Here is a 15,662-nt window from a genome sequence, read left to right on the forward strand (position 1 = left end):
CGCCCAACCCCGCAGACAACGCCCGCAGACAACGCCCAGAACGCACCGAAGAAGGGTCACGGCAGACACGATGGCACCGAACACGAAGGCGGCCGGCGACGGCAGCGGCCTGGTGGAGATGGCCTGGGATCCGATCACCCGGATCGTCGGCAGTCTCGGCATCCACACGAAGATCGACTTCAAGCAGAAGCGCGTCGCGGAGTGCTACAGCACCTCGTCGGTCTTCCGCGGCTACAGCGTCTTCATGCGCGGCAAGGACCCCCGCGACGCGCACTTCATCACCAGCCGCATCTGCGGGATCTGCGGTGACAACCACGCCACGTGCTCCGTCTACGCGCAGAACATGGCCTACGGGGTGAAGCCGCCGCACCTCGGCGAGTGGATCATCAACCTGGGCGAGTCCGCGGAGTACATGTTCGACCACAACATCTTCCAGGAGAACCTGGTCGGGGTCGACTACTGCGAGAAGATGGTCCGCGAGACCAACCCCGGCGTCCTGGAACTGGCCGAGCGCACCGAGGCCCCGCACGCGGGCGAGCACGGCTACCGCACCATCGCCGACATCATGCGCTCCCTCAACCCCATCGAGGGCGAGTTCTACCGCGAGGCCCTCCAGGTCAGCCGGTACACACGCGAGATGTTCTGCCTGATGGAGGGGCGCCACGTGCACCCCTCCACGCTCTACCCGGGCGGCGTCGGCACGGTCGCCTCCGTCCAGCTCTTCACGGACTACATGAGCCGCCTCATGCGGTACGTCGAGTTCATGAAGCGCGTCGTCCCGCTCCACGACGACCTCTTCGACTTCTTCTACGAGGCCCTGCCCGGCTACGAGGAGGTCGGCCGCCGCCGGGTGCTGCTCGGCTGCTGGGGCGCCCTCAACGACCCGGAGCACTGCGACTTCACCTACGCCAACATGACCGACTGGGGACGGAAGATGTTCGTCACCCCGGGCGTCGTCGTGGACGGCAAACTCGTCACCAACGACCTCACCGAGATCAACCTCGGCATCCGCATCCTGCTCGGCAGCTCGTACTACGACGACTGGGAGGGCAAGGAGCAGTTCGTCACGCACGACCCGCTCGGCAACCCGGTCGACCCCCGCCACCCGTGGAACCAGCACACCATCCCGGCCCCGCAGAAGCGGAACTTCGACGACAAGTACAGCTGGGTGATGTCCCCGCGCTGGTTCGACGGCAAGGACCACCTCGCCCTCGACACCGGCGGCGGCCCCATCGCCCGCCTGTGGTCCACGGCCCTGTCCGGCCTCGTCGACGTCGGCTACGTCAAGGCGACCGGGCACAGCGTCGTCATCAACCTGCCCCGCACGATGACCAAGCCCGAGACCCGCTTCGAGTGGAAGATCCCGAAGTGGAGCAACGCGCTGGAACGCAACCGCGCCCGCACCTACTTCCAGGCGTACGCGGCCGCCATCGCCCTGCACTGCGCCGAGAAGGGCCTCGCCGAGGTCCGCGCCGGACGCACCCAGACCTGGGAGAAGTTCGAGGTCCCGGACGAGTCCATCGGCGTCGGCTTCACCGAGGCCGTCCGCGGCGTCCTCTCGCACCACATGGTCATCCGCGACGGCAAGATCGCCAACTACCACCCCTACCCGCCGACGCCGTGGAACGCCAGCACCCGCGACACCTTCGGCACGCCCGGACCGTACGAGGACGCCGTGCAGAACACCCCGATCTTCGAGGAGAACACCCCGGAGAACTTCAAGGGCATCGACATCATGCGCGCCGTGCGCAGCTTCGACCCCTGTCTGCCCTGCGGCGTCCACATGTACGTCGGCGGCGGCAAGACGGTGAAGACCATGCACGTCCCCACCGGCCTGAGCGGACTGGGCGGATGAGCGCGGCCGTCGACGCCCGGGAGGCGGGCCGCCGCGTCGAGGAGGTCCTCGACCGGCTGGCCGCCACCGGCGACCGCGCGGCGTGCGAGGCCGCCGAGGAACTGGTCCGGGTACTCATGGAGTTCTACGGCGCCGGGCTCGCCCGGATCGCCGCGCAGCTCGGCGACGGCCCGCTCGCGGCGGCCGCGGACGACGAACTCGTGGCGAGCCTGCTCTCCCTGCACGGCCTGCACCCCGAGGACGTGCACACCCGGATCACCCGCGCCCTGGCCGGCGCCCCCGACCCGGTCGAACTGCTCGGCTTCGACGAGAGCACCGGCATCCTGCGGCTGCGCCCCGCAGCCGCCCCCACCGGCTGCGGCTGCGGCCCCGGCGGCGAGGAGGCCGCCCGGCGCACCCTGGAGGACACCCTCACCTGCTTCGCCCCCGAGGTGACGAGCGTGGAGATGGAGCCCGCCCCCGCCCCGCAGCCCGCACTGCTGCAGATCGGCACCCGGCCGCACAGCCCGGCGCGGGTGCCGTGAGCGGGCCCGCCGTCCGTACGGGGGGCCCGCGCGGGCTGCGCCGGTTCACCGGCCCGCGCCCGCCCCGGCCCGAGACCTGCGAGCTGTGCGGGCTGGCGGTGCCCCCGGACGGGCACCGCCACCTCGTCGAGACCGAGAAGCGGACGCTGGTCTGCGCCTGCACCGCCTGCTCCCTGCTGTTCGACCGGCCCGGCACCCGGACCGGCCGCTACCGGGCGGTCCCCGACCGGTACCTGACCGACCCGGGCCACCACCTCGACGAGGGGCTGTGGGAACGGCTCCAGATCCCCGTCGGCGTCGCCTTCTTCTTCCGCAACGCCGCACTCGACCGGCTGGTCGCGCTCTATCCCAGCCCGGCCGGGGCGACCGAGAGCGAACTCGACCCGCAGACCTGGCAGCAGGTCCTCGACGGCGCGCCGCTCGCCACGATGCTCGAACCCGACACGGAGGCGCTGCTCGTGCACCGCTGGGAGGGCCGCTCCGGCTGTTTCCTGGTGCCGATCGACGTCTGCTACGAACTGGTGGGCCGCATGCGGATGCTGTGGCAGGGCTTCGACGGAGGAGCCGAGGCACGGGCCGCGCTCCGCGCCTTCTTCGACGACGTCCAACGGCGGGCCAGGCCCGTGGCGCCCACGGGGGACCGCTCATGACCGGCTTCGGCTTCTCCTGCACCGGGGTCCGGGCCGACCCGTACGCCGCGGGCCCCACCCTCGTCTTCCGGCTGCGTATCACCGCCGACCCGGACACCCGCGTGCACGCCATGGCCCTGCGCTGCCAGATCCGCATCGAACCGGCCCGGCGCGGCTACGGCCCCGCCGAGGCCGAGGGCCTCACGGACCTGTTCGGCGAACGCTCCCGGTGGGGCACCACGCTCCAGCCGGTGCAGTTCGCCCAGGTGTCGGTGATGGTGCCCGGCTTCACCGGGGAGACCGAGACGGACCTGGTCGTGCCCTGCACATACGACATGGACATCGCCGCGGCCCGGTACTTCGAAGCCCTGCGGGACGGCGAGGTACCCCTGCTGATGCTGTTCTCCGGCACCGCCTTCGCCGGTGACGGCGGCTTCCGGGTCGAGCCCGTGCCCTGGGACCGTGAAGCCACCTGCCGGATGCCCGTGGCCGTCTGGCGCGAGATGGTCGAGCAGCACTTCCCCGGCTGCGGCTGGCTCCGGCTGCCCGCCGACATGATGGCCGAACTGCTCGCCTACCGCTCCCGCCACGCGCTCGCCTCCTGGGAGGCGACCGTACGCGCCCTGCTGGACGCGGCCGGCCCGGACCGGCCGCCCCCGCCCCGGCCGGGGTCCGTCCGGCCGGGAGCCCTGCGCCCGCGCCTCACCGAGAGGACCTCCCCGTGACCACGGCCACCACCGCGGACCCACGCTTCGCCGCCGCCCGGCAGGTGGCCGACGCCGTCCTCCTGGAGGGGTACGTCCTCTACCCCTACCGGGCCTCCGCCGCGAAGAACCGGCTGCGCTGGCAGTTCGGGGTCCTCGTACCCCCCGCATGGGGGCCCGCCCACGGCGAGCACGCCTTCCAGCGGACCGAGGTCCTGATGGAGCCCAGGGGCGACGCGACACTCGCCCTGGAGCTGCGCTTCCTGCACGCGCAGCGGCGCACGGTCCAGCGGGCCCTGGACGACGGGGGCTTCGCCGACACCGACGAGCTGCACCTGGCCGACCGGGTCCTCGTCCCCTGGGACGAAGGAACCGAGGAACACGTCGAACTCTCCTTCCGCGTGGCGGAGCTGACCGGCGACGGCGTCACCGTCCCGTTCACCCGCCCCGCCCGCGACGACACCGAGGCCGTCCTCGACACCGACGGGCGGACGGCGGGCCGCCTGGTGCGGCGCACCGAGGAGATCGAGGGCGTCCTGCGGCTGCGCGCCGTGGAACTCGACGGCGCCTACCGGGTGTTCCGGCTCACGGCGGTCGTGGAGAACACCAGCCCGTGGGCCCCGGCGGGCGCGGCCGACGCCGACCGCGAGGCGGCCCTGCCCCGCTCACTGGTCGCCGCCCACCTCCTGCTGGGCCTCGATTCCGGCTCCTTCCTGTCGATGACCGACCCGCCCGAATGGGCCCGGGAGGCCGTCGCAGCCTGCGACAACCGCCACACCTGGCCGGTGCTCGCCGGCGGGGCGGGCCGCGCCGACGTGGTCCTGTCCTCCCCGATCATCCTGGAGGACCACCCGGCCATCGCCCCCGAGAGCGCGGGTGCCATGTACGACGCCACCGAGATCGACGAGATCCTCGCCCTGCGCACGGCGGCCCTGACCGAGCAGGAGAAACGCGAGGCACGCGGCACCGACGCCCGGGCGGCCGCCGTCATCGACCTCGCCGACTCCCTGCCCCCCGAGGTCCTGGAACGGCTGCACGGCGCGGTGCGCTCGCTGCGCGAGGTCGACGGCGGGCACGGGCCGGAACAGATCACCGAAATCCCCGACGAGGAAGCCGTGTTCAGGCCGGACACCCCCTGGTGGGACCCCGCCCGGGCCGACACCGCCGACCCGGCCCGCGACCGGATCAGCGTCGACGGCACCCCGGTCGGCCCCGGCAGCCGGGTCCTGCTCCGCCCCGGACCGCGCCGCACCGACGCCCAGGACCTCTTCCTCCACGGCCGCGCCGCACACGTCGAAGCCGTCCTGCACGACGTCGACGGGGGAGTGCACCTCGCCGTCACGGTGGAGGACGACCCCGGCGCGGACATCCGCCGGGAACAGGGCCGCTTCCTCTACTTCCAGCCCGACGAGGTCACCCCGCTGGAGGACACGTGAACCCCAGGGTCCTGATCGCGGGCATCGGCAACGTCTTCCTCGGCGACGACGGCTTCGGCGTGGAGACCGTACGGGCCCTGGCCGCGCACCCGCTGCCCGACGGGGTCGAGGTGGTGGACTTCGGCGTGCGCGGGGTCCACCTCGCCTACCAGCTCCTCGACGGCTACGACACGCTCGTCCTGGTCGACGCCACCGACCGCGGCGGCGAACCGGGCACCCTCTACCTCATCGAGGCCGAGGCCGAGGCCGTGGCGGGCACGGGAGCCGGTGCCGGTGCCGCGTCACCCGGCACACCGGCCGCGGGACCCGGCGAAGGCCCCGTACTCGACGGCCACCACATGTCACCCGACACCGTCCTGGCCCTGCTGGGCACCCTGTGCGCCGGGACCGGCGCCACCCCTCCGCGCCGCACGCTGGTCCTCGGCTGCGAACCCTCCCGCGTCGAGGAGGGCATCGGACTGAGCGCACCCGTGGCCGCAGCCGTACCGCGGGCCGTCCGCATGGCCCTCGATCTGCTCGACCCCCCGGCCCCCGACGAAGCCGGCGCACCCCGCCGCGAACTGAGGAGAACCCCATGAAGAAGGCCGTCATCAGCGGGGCCGCCGTCGCCGCCCTGGCTGCCGTCCTGGTGCAGGTATTCCCCGACATCAGGCGCTATCTGCGCATGCGCCGTATGTGACCCGGCTGCCGCGGCACCCCCCGCCGCATGCGCCGTATGTGACCCGGCTGCCGCGGCACCCCCCGCCGAACGGAGTACGGGGGGTGCCGCGCACCGGCGTGCCCGCCCGCCGCACCCCCGCCCCGCCGGTGTAATGAGCCCCGGCAGGACGGAGACCGATGCACGAGATGTCGATCGCCATGGCCGTCGTGGGCCAGGTGGAAGAGGCCGCCAGGGCGGGCGGCGCGCACGCCGTCACGTCCGTACGGCTCCAGGTGGGCGAGCTGGCGGGGGTGGTGCCCGACGCGCTGGCCTTCTGCTTCGAACTGGCCTGTGCCGCAACGGTCCTCGAAGGGGCCGAACTCGTCACCGAAACCGTGGCGGCCCACGCCCGCTGCACGACCTGCCCCGGCACCTGGGCCGTGGGGATGCCCCCCGAGCTGTGCTGCCCCACATGCGACAGGGCTACCGACGTGGAACTGCTGTCGGGCCGCGAGCTGGAGATCCTCAGCGTCCGCTGGGAGGACGGCTCCGCCGGTGCCCGTACCCGCGAACCGATTCCCGAGGAGGCCTGAACCATGTGCCGAGTGGTCGATCTGCGGCAGGCGGTACTCGCCAAGAACGACGGCGCCGCCCGGGCCCTGCGCACCGGACTCACAGCCCGCGGTACGACGGTGGTCAACCTGCTCTCCAGCCCCGGCAGCGGCAAGACGGCGCTCCTGGAGCGCGAACTGCTCCTCGCCCGGGAACGGGGCGTGGCGGTCGCCGCGCTGACGGCGGACCTGGCGACCGAGAACGACGCGCTGCGGCTCGCCCGGTCGGGCGTACCGGTCAAGCAGGTGCTCACGGACGGGCTGTGCCACCTGGAGGCCGGGATGCTCGGCCGGCACCTGGACGGCTGGCTGCCCGAGGACACCCGGATCCTCTTCGTGGAGAACGTGGGGAACCTGGTCTGCCCGGCGAGCTACGACCTGGGGGAGACGCTGCGCGTGGTGCTCGCCTCGGTCACCGAGGGCGAGGACAAGCCGCTGAAGTACCCGACCGCGTTCGGACTCGCGCAGCTGGTGGTCGTCACCAAGACCGACATCGCGCGGGCCGTCGAGTTCGACGAGGCGGCCTTCCGCGCCAACGTCGAGCGGGTCAATCCCGGCGTGGAGATCGTCATGACCTCCGCCCGCGCGGGCGGAGGCCTGGGCATCCTGCTGGACCGGGCGCTGGCGGCCGGATCGGGCGCCGGGACGCACACCCCCGTGATGGCCCGCCGGCAGCCGGCACAGGGCCACGACCACGGACACGGACACCTGCACGGCCACGGCCAAGATCACGACCGTGGGTCCGACCACCACCATCACCACCACGACCACCACCACGGGTCCGGCCACACGCACCCCCAGGGTGACGGCGGTACCGGTGGCCGCGATCACGACCGGCGGCCCCCGCACACCGAGCCCGCCGCGCAGACCCGCTGATGGAGGCGGTGCAGCGCCGCCGCGTCACCGTCCGCGGCGTGGTCCAGGGCGTCGGCTTCCGCCCCTACGTCTACACGCGCGCGACCGGGCTCGGCCTCGCAGGGCACGTCACCAACACCCCCGAGGGCGTCGTCGCCGAGGTCGAGGGCGCACCGGCCGCCGTCACCCTGTTCTGCGAACACCTCGCGGCGGACGCCCCGCCCCTGGCCGTCGTGGACGCGGTCGACCACCACGAGGTCCCCGTCGCGGGCGGCACCGGATTCACCATCGTCGCCTCCCGGACCGGCGGCCCCGCCCGCACGCTCGTCTCGCCGGACGTCGCCACCTGCGCCGACTGCCTCGCCGAACTCGCGGACCCCGCCGACCGGCGCCACCGGCACCCCTTCATCACCTGCACCCACTGCGGGCCGCGGTTCACCATCGTCACCGGGCTGCCCTACGACCGCGCCCACACCACCATGGCCCGCTTCCCCATGTGCCCCGACTGCGCCCGCGAGTACGGCGACCCCGCCGACCGCCGCTTCCACGCCCAGCCGGTCGCCTGCCCGGCCTGCGGCCCCCGGCTGACCCTGCTCACCGGACGGCCCCCCGGCGGGACCACGGACGACACCCCGGACCAGGACCCCGTCGCCGGGGCCCGCCGGCTCCTGGCGGCCGGGGCGATCCTCGCCGTCAAGGGCCTGGGCGGCTACCACCTCGCCTGCGACGCCACCCACCCCGGCGCCGTCGCCGAGCTGCGCCGCCGCAAGGCCCGCGGGGACAAGCCCTTCGCCCTGATGGCCCGGGACCTCAAGGACGCCGAACAGTACGCGCACATCGGCCCCGAGGAGCGCGCCCTGCTCCAGGGCGGAGTACGCCCCATCGTGCTGCTGCGCCGCCGCGGCGCCGCGGACCCCGGGGGCGGTGCGCTCGGCGTACTCGCCGAGGGCGTCGCCCCGCGCTGTCCCGACCTCGGCGTGATGCTCCCGTACACCCCCGTCCATCACCTGCTGCTCGGCCTGCCCGGTGACCCGCCGGGTCCCCGCCTGCTCGTCATGACCAGCGGGAACCTCGCCGGAGAGCCCATCGTCACCGACGACGGCGAGGCCCTGGAACGGCTCGCCGGCCTGGCCGACGCCTGGCTCACCCACGACCGCCCCATCCACGTACCGTGCGACGACTCCGTGGTGCGGGTCTGCGACGGCGAGACGCTGACCGTACGCCGAGCCCGCGGCTACGCCCCGCTGCCGATGACGCTGCCCCGCCCTGTCCCCGCGACCCTCGCCGCAGGCGGCGACCTCAAGAACACCTTCTGCCTCGGCGAGGGGCGCAAGGCCTGGCTGTCCGCCCACATCGGCGACATGGACGACCTCGCCACCCAGTCCGCCCTCGAACGCGCCGAGCGGCAGCTGGAGTCCATCACCGGCGTCAGCCCCGCACTCCTCGCGGCGGACCGCCACCCGGGCTACCGCTCCGCCCGGTGGGCGCTGCGCACCGCCGGAACCCGGCCCCTCGTCCGCGTGCAGCACCACCACGCGCACATCGCCTCGGCCCTGGCGGAACACGGCCTGGACGGCGAGTACCCGGTGATCGGCGTCGCCTTCGACGGCACCGGCTACGGCGACGACGGCGCCGTGTGGGGCGGCGAGGTCCTCCTCGCCGACTACGCCGGGTACACCCGGTTCGCCCACCTCGGCTACGTACCGCTGCCCGGCGGCGACGCGGCCGTGCACCGCCCGTACCGGATGGCCCTGGCCCACCTGCGCGCGGCCGGCCTGGCCCGGACCCCGGACCTGCCGTGCGTCGCCGCCTGTCCGCCCGACGAACTGCGCGTACTGGAACGCCAGTTGGAGCGCGGCCTGAACTGCGTGCCGACCTCCAGCATGGGGCGGCTCTTCGACGCCGTCTCCTCCCTGGCGGGCGTCTGCCACCACGCCGGCTACGAGGCGCAGGCCGCGATCGAGCTGGAGGCCGCGGCCCTCGGCGCGGGCGCGGCCGGCCCCGGCTACGCCTTCGGGCTGCGCGTCCCGCCGCACCCCGGCACCGGCCCGGTCGTCGCCGACCCGGCGCCGCTGCTCGCGGCCGTCGTGGCCGACGTACGCGCGGGCACCGGTGCCGGGCCGATCGCCGCCGGCTTCCACGCCGGTGTCGCCGCCCTCGTCGTCGAGCTGTGCGGACTCGCGCGCGAGCGGCACGGCCTGGACACCGTCGCGCTGACCGGCGGCGTCTTCGCCAACACCCTGCTGTCCTCCGCGTGCGCCCGCACGCTGCGGGCGTCCGGTTTCACCGTCCTGCGCCACGGCCGGGTACCCCCGAACGACGGCGGGCTGTCTCTCGGCCAGCTCATGGTGGCGGCCGCCGCCGCACCGCAGAACCACCCACACCAAGGAGAAGCCCATGTGCCTGGCGGTACCCGGCAGAGTGCTTGACATCGGGGAGAAGGACGGCACCCGCATGGCTACCGTCGACTTCGGCGGGGTCCACAAGGAGGTGTGCCTGGAGTACCTGCCGGACCTCCAGGTCGGCGAGTACGCCATCGTCCATGTGGGGTTCGCGCTGCAACGACTCGACGAGGAGTCGGCCCGGCAGACCCTCGCGCTCTTCGAGGAACTCGGCATGCTGCAGGAGGAGTTCGGCGACCCGTGGGAGCAGGCGGCCGCCCAGGCCGGCGCCGACTCCCCGTGGCCCTTCGCCGACGGGCCGTCCGCCGACGGGCCGTCCGCCGGAGAGACCGCCGCATCCCGGCACGCCCAGGCGGAAGGAGGCCAGCTGTGAAGTACATCGAGGAGTTCCAGGACCCCGCCCTCGCCCGCCGGCTGCTCGACGACATCCATGCCACCGTGACCCGCCCCTGGGCCCTGATGGAGGTGTGCGGCGGCCAGACCCACACCATCATCCGGCACGGGATCGACCAACTCCTGCCCGAACAGGTCGAATTGATCCACGGCCCGGGGTGCCCGGTGTGCGTCACCCCGCTGGAGGTCATCGACAAGGCACTGGAGATCGCCTCCCGCCCCGACGTGATCTTCTGCTCGTTCGGGGACATGCTCCGGGTGCCCGGCACCGGCCGCGACCTCTTCCAGGTGCGCAGCGAGGGCGGCGACGTACGCGTCGTCTACTCCCCGCTCGACGCCCTGCGGATCGCCCGGGAGAACCCGCAGCGCCAGGTGGTGTTCTTCGGTATCGGCTTCGAGACCACCGCCCCGCCCAACGCCATGACCGTCCACCAGGCGAAGAAGCTCGGCATCCACAACTTCAGCCTGCTCGTCTCCCACGTCCGGGTCCCTCCGGCGATCGAGGCGATCATGCGGTCGCCGAGCTGCCGCGTCCAGGGCTTCCTGGCAGCCGGGCACGTGTGCAGTGTGATGGGCGTGAGCGAGTACCCCGAACTGGCCGCGCGCCACCGGGTGCCCATCGTGGTCACGGGATTCGAGCCGCTGGACATCCTGGAGGGCGTACGCCGCGCCGTGCGGCAGCTGGAGCGCGGCGAGCACACCGTCGACAACGCCTACGCGCGCGCCGTCCGCCCCGAGGGCAACCCGGCGGCCCTCGCCATGCTGGAGGATGTCTTCGAGGTCACCGACCGGGCCTGGCGCGGCATCGGCGTGATCCCGGACAGCGGGTGGCGGCTGTCCGCCCGCTACCGCGACTTCGACGCCGAACAGCGTTTCGCGGTCAGCGGCATCAACACCCGCGAGCCCGCCGAGTGCCGCAGCGGCGAGGTGCTCCAGGGGCTGCTGAAACCGCACGAGTGCGAGGCCTTCGGCACCCTGTGCACCCCGCGCAGCCCGCTCGGCGCCACCATGGTCTCCAGCGAGGGGGCCTGCGCCGCGTACTACCTCTACCGGCGGCTGGAGCTGGGGACCGTTCCCACCGCCGCGACCACCCCGCTGGAGGCGAGCCCCGTTGTCTGACACCGCGACCACCCCCACCCTCGACATCACGGGCTGGACCTGCCCGGCCCCGCTGCGCGACCGCCCGCGCGTGGTGATGGGCCACGGCGGTGGTGGCGCGCTCTCCGCGGAGCTGGTCCAGCACCTGTTCGCCCCCGCCTTCGGCGGTGACGTGCTGGCCCAGCTGGGGGACTCCGCGGCCGTCACCCTCGGCGGCGTGCGGCTGGCCTTCTCGACCGACTCGTACGTGGTGCGCCCGCTCTTCTTCCCCGGAGGCTCGATCGGGGACCTCGCGGTCAACGGCACCGTGAACGACCTGGCCATGAGCGGGGCGCAGGCGGCGTACCTGTCCTGCGGCTTCATCCTGGAGGAGGGGGTGGAGATGTCCGTGGTGGCGCGTGTCGCCGAGGCCATGGGCGCCGCGGCGCGGGCGGCGGGCGTGGAGGTCGCCACCGGCGACACCAAGGTCGTCGAGGCGGGCCACGGTGACGGCGTCTACATCAACACCGCGGGCATCGGGATCATCCCCGACGGCGTGGATCTGCGGCCGCAGCGGGTCGTGCCGGGTGACGTCGTGATCGTCAGCGGGGAGATCGGCCTCCACGGAGTGGCGATCATGAGCGTCCGGGAGGGCCTGGAGTTCGGGGTGGACGTCGAGAGCGACTGCGCCGCCCTCGGCGGTCTCGTCCGGAGCATGCTCGCCGTCACCCCCGACCTGCACGTCCTGCGCGACCCCACCCGGGGCGGGCTGGCCGCCTCACTGAACGAGATCGCCGCCGCCTCGGGCACCGGCGTCGTGATCCACGAGCGGGCCGTCCCGGTCCCCGCCGCCGTCGCCAACGCGTGCGCGATCCTCGGCCTCGACCCGCTGTACGTGGCGAACGAGGGCAAGCTGGTGGCCTTCGTGCCGCGCGAGCACGCCGAGGCCGTACTGGAGGCCATGCGCGCCCATCCGCTGGGCCGCGGCGCGACGGTCGTAGGCGAGGCCGTGGACGCCCACCCGGGCCTGGTGGTGGCCCGCACCGCCCTCGGCGGCACCCGGGTGGTGGACCTCCCGATCGGCGAACAACTCCCCAGAATCTGCTGACCCCCCGTCCCCCGTCCCCCGTCCCCCGTCCCCCGCTGCCCGCCCCCCGCTGCCGGGCAGCGGGGGTGTGGCCGGGTGGGAGTGGGGGTGGGCCGGTCAGTCAGCGGTCGTCTCGCATGTCGTCCAGATCCTGCTCGTCCAGGTCCCGCATCACGTCCCGCATCGTCGCGTCCTCGCGCCCCCGCTCGTGCGCGATCTCGTCCGGGGAGCGCGGCCGGCCGCCCGTCCTCATCCGGTCCGGGTCCGGGGACCGCCCCCGGATCCGCTCCTCGCGCCCGCTGCCCGGCGTACGGCTCTTCTCGCCCCTGTCGTCAGCCATGACCGCTCACACCCCTTCCGTGCGCGCCGGTCCCCACTCTGCGACTACCCCTCCGCCGCCGTCCAAACCCGGCGCGGAAGCGGCGCCGGCCCGGTCGGTACCGATCAGGTGATTGCGGGGCTGCGGCGTTCGACGAGGACGACGTCGCGCCACGTTCCGCGGTGTCGGCCGATGACGGTGTCGTACATGTACGCCTCGCCGCCCTGGTGGGAGGCGATCAGGGACAGCAGCCGCAACCGGATCGGGTCCGAGAGGCCTTGAACATCCGTGACAGCTCGGCTGCGGCATCCTCCCCGAGCGGCTCGCGGACCATCGGCGCGCAGCACGCCGCATCGTCCTCGTTCTGTCCGAGCACCGGCAGAACGCCAAGCCGGCCGGCACCTCTGCCGCGGCGTCCGCGCGGTCGGCGGCCCCGGGGCCCGCACCGGGAACATTCCGCCGCCGCGCCCCGTTGAAAGACTGTCAAGTCCCACTGGAGACCGAGGAGTCCCTTGCCCGACACCGCGTCCGCCGCCGTGACCCCCCTGCCCCCGCTCACCTCTCAGGCAGAGCGCCTGATCGAGCTCGGGGTGCACGAGCTCGCCGGGATGACCGCCGACGACCTGCGCGCCTTCGCCGCGGCCGGCGCCGCCGCGGGCACCGCCGACGCCGGGAACGACACCCTGCTCGCCGTCCATCCCGGCCGCGTCGCCGCCTCTGCCCTCGTGCCGCTGCTCCAGCGCGACGGCAAGTCCGGCTTCGTCGTCGTCGACATGCCCGACGTCGACGACTTCGCCCCCCACGGCATCGGCCTGCCGGACGCCCCTCTCTATCTCGTCACCGGTATCGACCGCGGCGACCGCATGGCCAACTGGAGCCCCGAAGAGGCACTGCCCGCCCTCACCGAGGAGCACCGCAGCCCCCTGCTGCTGACGGAAGGCATCCACTGGGTGCTCCAGCAGCCCGCGGCTCTCGAGCGCAACCACTGCTTCATGACCATCGGCTCCCGGCTCCGCAAGGCGAACGGCGCACTGGACACACGCACCCCGGCGATCTGGATCAGCAACGGTTCGGGACGAGACGGCCGCGAGCGGCGCAACGCACCCAAGGTCGGCTGGTGCTGGTGGGGCAACCGCCACACCTGGCTCGGCTTCGCCTCCGCCACGGGCCGTAGGCCCTGACCTGCGAACGTCCCCGCTGCAGAGCCGGTACAGGTCGCCGCTCGCCGCCGGCTCAGGCCGCCCGGGGCGGGGTGGCAGCGGAACGGGTACCGGTCCGCCAGGCCCGCAGGACCGAGGGGAAGCATCGCGAGGCGGAGAGGCGCGACGAGTACGGGACGTACCTGGGCGCCCCGACAACGCGGCGAGGTGCGGTGCCGGGCGCCGCGGGCCAGGCTAGCCGGCCCCGGGGTGTCCCGGGTGGCCGTGTGGGTGGACGACATGGTCGTGGCGTACGCGGTCCGCGTTGGCCCGCTCAACCCGCTCGGAGTCCAGCGGCGGCCGCCCCGCACCGCTGCCCGTCCGCGACGGGGCCCCCGGCTGTCGGCCGTGGTCGTCCGCCGTGCCGCCCTCGTGCTGGAGCGGTGGCCTGCGCGGTGCGTCCCGGGTATCGGTCCCCGGCCCCGGCCCGGTCTCGGGCCCGGGCTCCTGCGGCATCGCCTCGTGGACCGTACGCTCCGCCCGCTCCGGATCCGGGACCGAGACGGCCACCCGCCGGAAGGGCGCGCCCTCGGCCAGTTCCAGGCAGAGCACCGTGCTCTGTGCCTTCACCGCGATGAAGTCCTTGCCGTCGGGCCGGTTGCGGACCCCGCTGCACCGCCCCGGCGACCACGTTCCGGAACCGGCCCGGCCGCGCAGGACGCGCCACCAGCTCCGCTCGACGTGCACCTCGCGCAGGGCCGACACCGGTACCCGTACCTGTCGCCGCCGCGCGGCCAGGCCCTCGCGCAGCCCCAGCCGCACGACGACCTCGCCCCCTTCCACCGTCACATGTGCCATGGCAGCCACCGCCTTCCTACGGTGCGGCTCCCCTCCGAACACCGTACCCACGCCTGGCCGCCACCGAGCGCGCAGAGCGGTCCGAGCGCCCCGGGCCCGGAGGTTTCGACGCGGCGGCAGTGGCAAGGCGCCTGGCATGGTGCGCATCGGATACACGATGATGACCGAGCAGGCCGGCCCCCGGGAGCTGGTGGACCACGTGGTGGGGGCCGAGCGGGCGGGCTTTGACTTCTCGGTGGCCTCCGACCACTACTTCCCCTGGCTGGACTCCCAGGGCCACGCCCCCTACGTATGGAGCGTCCTGGGTGCCGCCGCGCAGGCCACCACCCGGATCCCGCTCATGACGTACGTGACCTGCCCGGCCTTCCGCTACCACCCCGCGGTGGTCGCGCAGAAGGCCGCCACGATGCAGATCCTGTCGCAGGGCCGGTTCAGGCTCGGGCTCGGCTCGGGCGAGAACCTGAACGAGCACGTCGTCGGCCCGGGCTGGCCGGCCTCCGACGTGCGTCTGGAGCGGCTCGAAGAGGCGGTGGGGATCGTGCGCTCCCTCCTGGACGGTGACCTCGTCAGCCATCACGGCACCCACTTCGACGTCGAGGACGCCAGACTGTGGGACCTCCCCGACGTACCGCCGCCGATCGGGATCGCGGCCTCCGGCCCGGCCTCCTGCGCGCTCGCGGGGCGGCTCGGCGACCTGCTCGTCGCCGTCGCGCCGGAGCGCGACCTGGTGACCGCGTTCGGCGAGCACGGCGGCTCCGGCAAGCCCTGCGTGGGACAGCTGCCCGTCAGTTACGACCCCGACCGGGAGGCGGCCGTACGCAGGGCCCACGACCAGTTCCGCTGGGCACTGGGCGGCTGGCAGGTCAACGCCGAACTCCCGGACCCGGCCTGCTTCGCCGACGCGACCCGGTACGTACGCCCCGAGGACGTCGCCGACACCATTGCGTGTGGCGACGACGTGGACGCCGTCACCGACGCGGTACGCCGCTACGCCGAGGCCGGTTTCACCGAGGTCGCCCTGGTCCAGATCGGCGGCGACCAGCAGGAACCCTTCCTCGCCTGGGCCCGCTCGGCCCTGCTGCCCGCCCTGCGCGCACTGTGACACCGTACGGACCGCGCGGCCCGGCTGCCCC

General features: G+C 73.7%; 17 protein-coding genes and 1 pseudogene. 15 read left to right on the forward strand and 3 right to left on the reverse strand.

Annotation, left to right across the window (positions count from 1 at the left end):
* Nucleotides 1–70 precede the first annotated feature (70 nt).
* The 13 genes from AAT21_RS28275 (at nucleotide 71) to hypE (ending at nucleotide 12,234) form a co-directional block, all read left to right on the forward strand.
* Complete coding sequence (locus tag AAT21_RS28275; RefSeq protein ID WP_046779783.1) at nucleotides 71–1,855, forward strand: nickel-dependent hydrogenase large subunit; 1,785 nt, start codon at nucleotides 71–73, stop codon at nucleotides 1,853–1,855.
* Nucleotides 1,852–2,379: a hypothetical protein gene (locus AAT21_RS28280; RefSeq protein WP_046779784.1), complete on the forward strand. Its 528-nt coding sequence runs from the start codon at nucleotides 1,852–1,854 to the stop codon at nucleotides 2,377–2,379. Before AAT21_RS28275 ends, AAT21_RS28280 begins: the two co-directional genes overlap by 4 nt.
* The gene (locus AAT21_RS28285; protein WP_046779785.1) at nucleotides 2,376–3,029 is read left to right on the forward strand and encodes a DUF5947 family protein; all 654 of its coding nucleotides are present in this window, start codon (nucleotides 2,376–2,378) and stop codon (nucleotides 3,027–3,029) included. The genes AAT21_RS28280 and AAT21_RS28285 overlap by 4 nt, the downstream gene beginning before the upstream one ends.
* Entirely contained in the window at nucleotides 3,026–3,733 is a 708-nt protein-coding gene (locus AAT21_RS28290) for a DUF6084 family protein (protein WP_046779786.1), read from the forward strand. Before AAT21_RS28285 ends, AAT21_RS28290 begins: the two co-directional genes overlap by 4 nt.
* A complete protein-coding gene (locus tag AAT21_RS28295; RefSeq protein WP_046779787.1) occupies nucleotides 3,730–5,148 on the forward strand; it encodes a hypothetical protein in 1,419 nt (472 codons plus the stop codon). The genes AAT21_RS28290 and AAT21_RS28295 overlap by 4 nt, the downstream gene beginning before the upstream one ends.
* A complete protein-coding gene (locus AAT21_RS28300) occupies nucleotides 5,145–5,726 on the forward strand; it encodes a hydrogenase maturation protease (protein WP_046779788.1) in 582 nt (193 codons plus the stop codon). Before AAT21_RS28295 ends, AAT21_RS28300 begins: the two co-directional genes overlap by 4 nt.
* The gene (locus tag AAT21_RS40095) at nucleotides 5,723–5,827 is read left to right on the forward strand and encodes a DUF6893 family small protein (protein WP_412180350.1); all 105 of its coding nucleotides are present in this window, start codon (nucleotides 5,723–5,725) and stop codon (nucleotides 5,825–5,827) included. Before AAT21_RS28300 ends, AAT21_RS40095 begins: the two co-directional genes overlap by 4 nt.
* Before the next feature lie 158 nt (nucleotides 5,828–5,985).
* The gene (locus AAT21_RS28305; protein WP_046779789.1) at nucleotides 5,986–6,381 is read left to right on the forward strand and encodes a hydrogenase maturation nickel metallochaperone HypA/HybF; all 396 of its coding nucleotides are present in this window, start codon (nucleotides 5,986–5,988) and stop codon (nucleotides 6,379–6,381) included.
* 3 nt (nucleotides 6,382–6,384) lie between these two features.
* Nucleotides 6,385–7,275, forward strand: a complete 891-nt coding sequence (hypB, locus tag AAT21_RS28310) for a hydrogenase nickel incorporation protein HypB (RefSeq protein ID WP_046779790.1) — start codon at nucleotides 6,385–6,387, stop codon at nucleotides 7,273–7,275.
* A complete protein-coding gene (hypF, locus tag AAT21_RS28315; protein WP_046779791.1) occupies nucleotides 7,275–9,683 on the forward strand; it encodes a carbamoyltransferase HypF in 2,409 nt (802 codons plus the stop codon). Before hypB ends, hypF begins: the two co-directional genes overlap by 1 nt.
* Nucleotides 9,652–10,029 (forward strand): HypC/HybG/HupF family hydrogenase formation chaperone, encoded by a 378-nt coding sequence (locus tag AAT21_RS28320; RefSeq protein ID WP_052758022.1) that lies wholly within the window; start codon nucleotides 9,652–9,654, stop codon nucleotides 10,027–10,029. The genes hypF and AAT21_RS28320 overlap by 32 nt, the downstream gene beginning before the upstream one ends.
* The gene (hypD, locus tag AAT21_RS28325) at nucleotides 10,026–11,168 is read left to right on the forward strand and encodes a hydrogenase formation protein HypD (protein WP_046779793.1); all 1,143 of its coding nucleotides are present in this window, start codon (nucleotides 10,026–10,028) and stop codon (nucleotides 11,166–11,168) included. The genes AAT21_RS28320 and hypD overlap by 4 nt, the downstream gene beginning before the upstream one ends.
* Nucleotides 11,161–12,234: a hydrogenase expression/formation protein HypE gene (gene hypE, locus AAT21_RS28330; RefSeq protein WP_046779794.1), complete on the forward strand. Its 1,074-nt coding sequence runs from the start codon at nucleotides 11,161–11,163 to the stop codon at nucleotides 12,232–12,234. Before hypD ends, hypE begins: the two co-directional genes overlap by 8 nt.
* Before the next feature lie 100 nt (nucleotides 12,235–12,334).
* On the opposite strand, the gene AAT21_RS28335 is transcribed toward hypE, so the two are convergent.
* Together AAT21_RS28335 and AAT21_RS36200 are read right to left on the reverse strand one after the other, a co-directional pair.
* On the reverse strand, nucleotides 12,335–12,553 hold the full coding sequence (locus tag AAT21_RS28335; protein ID WP_046779795.1) for a hypothetical protein: 219 nt from the start codon (nucleotides 12,551–12,553) through the stop codon (nucleotides 12,335–12,337).
* Between the two features lie 179 nt (nucleotides 12,554–12,732).
* Nucleotides 12,733–12,866, reverse strand: a pseudogene (locus tag AAT21_RS36200) (transcriptional regulator); the annotation flags it as partial.
* 178 nt (nucleotides 12,867–13,044) lie between these two features.
* Between AAT21_RS36200 and AAT21_RS28340 the strand changes: the two are divergent.
* The gene (locus AAT21_RS28340) at nucleotides 13,045–13,713 is read left to right on the forward strand and encodes a DUF5701 family protein (protein WP_046779796.1); all 669 of its coding nucleotides are present in this window, start codon (nucleotides 13,045–13,047) and stop codon (nucleotides 13,711–13,713) included.
* 213 nt (nucleotides 13,714–13,926) lie between these two features.
* On the opposite strand, the gene AAT21_RS37115 is transcribed toward AAT21_RS28340, so the two are convergent.
* Entirely contained in the window at nucleotides 13,927–14,529 is a 603-nt protein-coding gene (locus AAT21_RS37115; protein ID WP_157879804.1) for a hypothetical protein, read from the reverse strand.
* Between the two features lie 136 nt (nucleotides 14,530–14,665).
* Between AAT21_RS37115 and AAT21_RS28350 the strand changes: the two genes are divergently transcribed.
* A complete protein-coding gene (locus AAT21_RS28350; RefSeq protein ID WP_046779797.1) occupies nucleotides 14,666–15,631 on the forward strand; it encodes an LLM class F420-dependent oxidoreductase in 966 nt (321 codons plus the stop codon).
* Nucleotides 15,632–15,662 lie beyond the last annotated feature (31 nt).

It is taken from the genome of Streptomyces yangpuensis, from assembly GCF_001005295.1.
In the GTDB taxonomy this organism is placed as follows: domain Bacteria; phylum Actinomycetota; class Actinomycetes; order Streptomycetales; family Streptomycetaceae; genus Streptomyces; species Streptomyces yangpuensis.

Bases quoted from the DNA above. Each gene is read 5' to 3' on its own strand.
- AAT21_RS28275 (WP_046779783.1), top strand. From the start codon at position 71: ATGGCACCGAACACGAAGGCGGCCGGCGACGGCAGCGGCCTGGTGGAG.
- AAT21_RS28280 (WP_046779784.1), top strand. From the start codon at position 1,852: ATGAGCGCGGCCGTCGACGCCCGGGAGGCGGGCCGCCGCGTCGAGGAG.
- AAT21_RS28290 (WP_046779786.1), top strand. From the start codon at position 3,026: ATGACCGGCTTCGGCTTCTCCTGCACCGGGGTCCGGGCCGACCCGTAC.
- AAT21_RS40095 (WP_412180350.1), top strand. From the start codon at position 5,723: ATGAAGAAGGCCGTCATCAGCGGGGCCGCCGTCGCCGCCCTGGCTGCC.
- AAT21_RS28305 (WP_046779789.1), top strand. From the start codon at position 5,986: ATGCACGAGATGTCGATCGCCATGGCCGTCGTGGGCCAGGTGGAAGAG.
- hypB (WP_046779790.1), top strand. From the start codon at position 6,385: ATGTGCCGAGTGGTCGATCTGCGGCAGGCGGTACTCGCCAAGAACGAC.
- hypF (WP_046779791.1), top strand. From the start codon at position 7,275: ATGGAGGCGGTGCAGCGCCGCCGCGTCACCGTCCGCGGCGTGGTCCAG.
- AAT21_RS28320 (WP_052758022.1), top strand. From the start codon at position 9,652: ATGTGCCTGGCGGTACCCGGCAGAGTGCTTGACATCGGGGAGAAGGAC.
- AAT21_RS28335 (WP_046779795.1), bottom strand. From the start codon at position 12,553: ATGGCTGACGACAGGGGCGAGAAGAGCCGTACGCCGGGCAGCGGGCGC.
- AAT21_RS37115 (WP_157879804.1), bottom strand. From the start codon at position 14,529: ATGGCACATGTGACGGTGGAAGGGGGCGAGGTCGTCGTGCGGCTGGGG.
- AAT21_RS28350 (WP_046779797.1), top strand. From the start codon at position 14,666: ATGGTGCGCATCGGATACACGATGATGACCGAGCAGGCCGGCCCCCGG.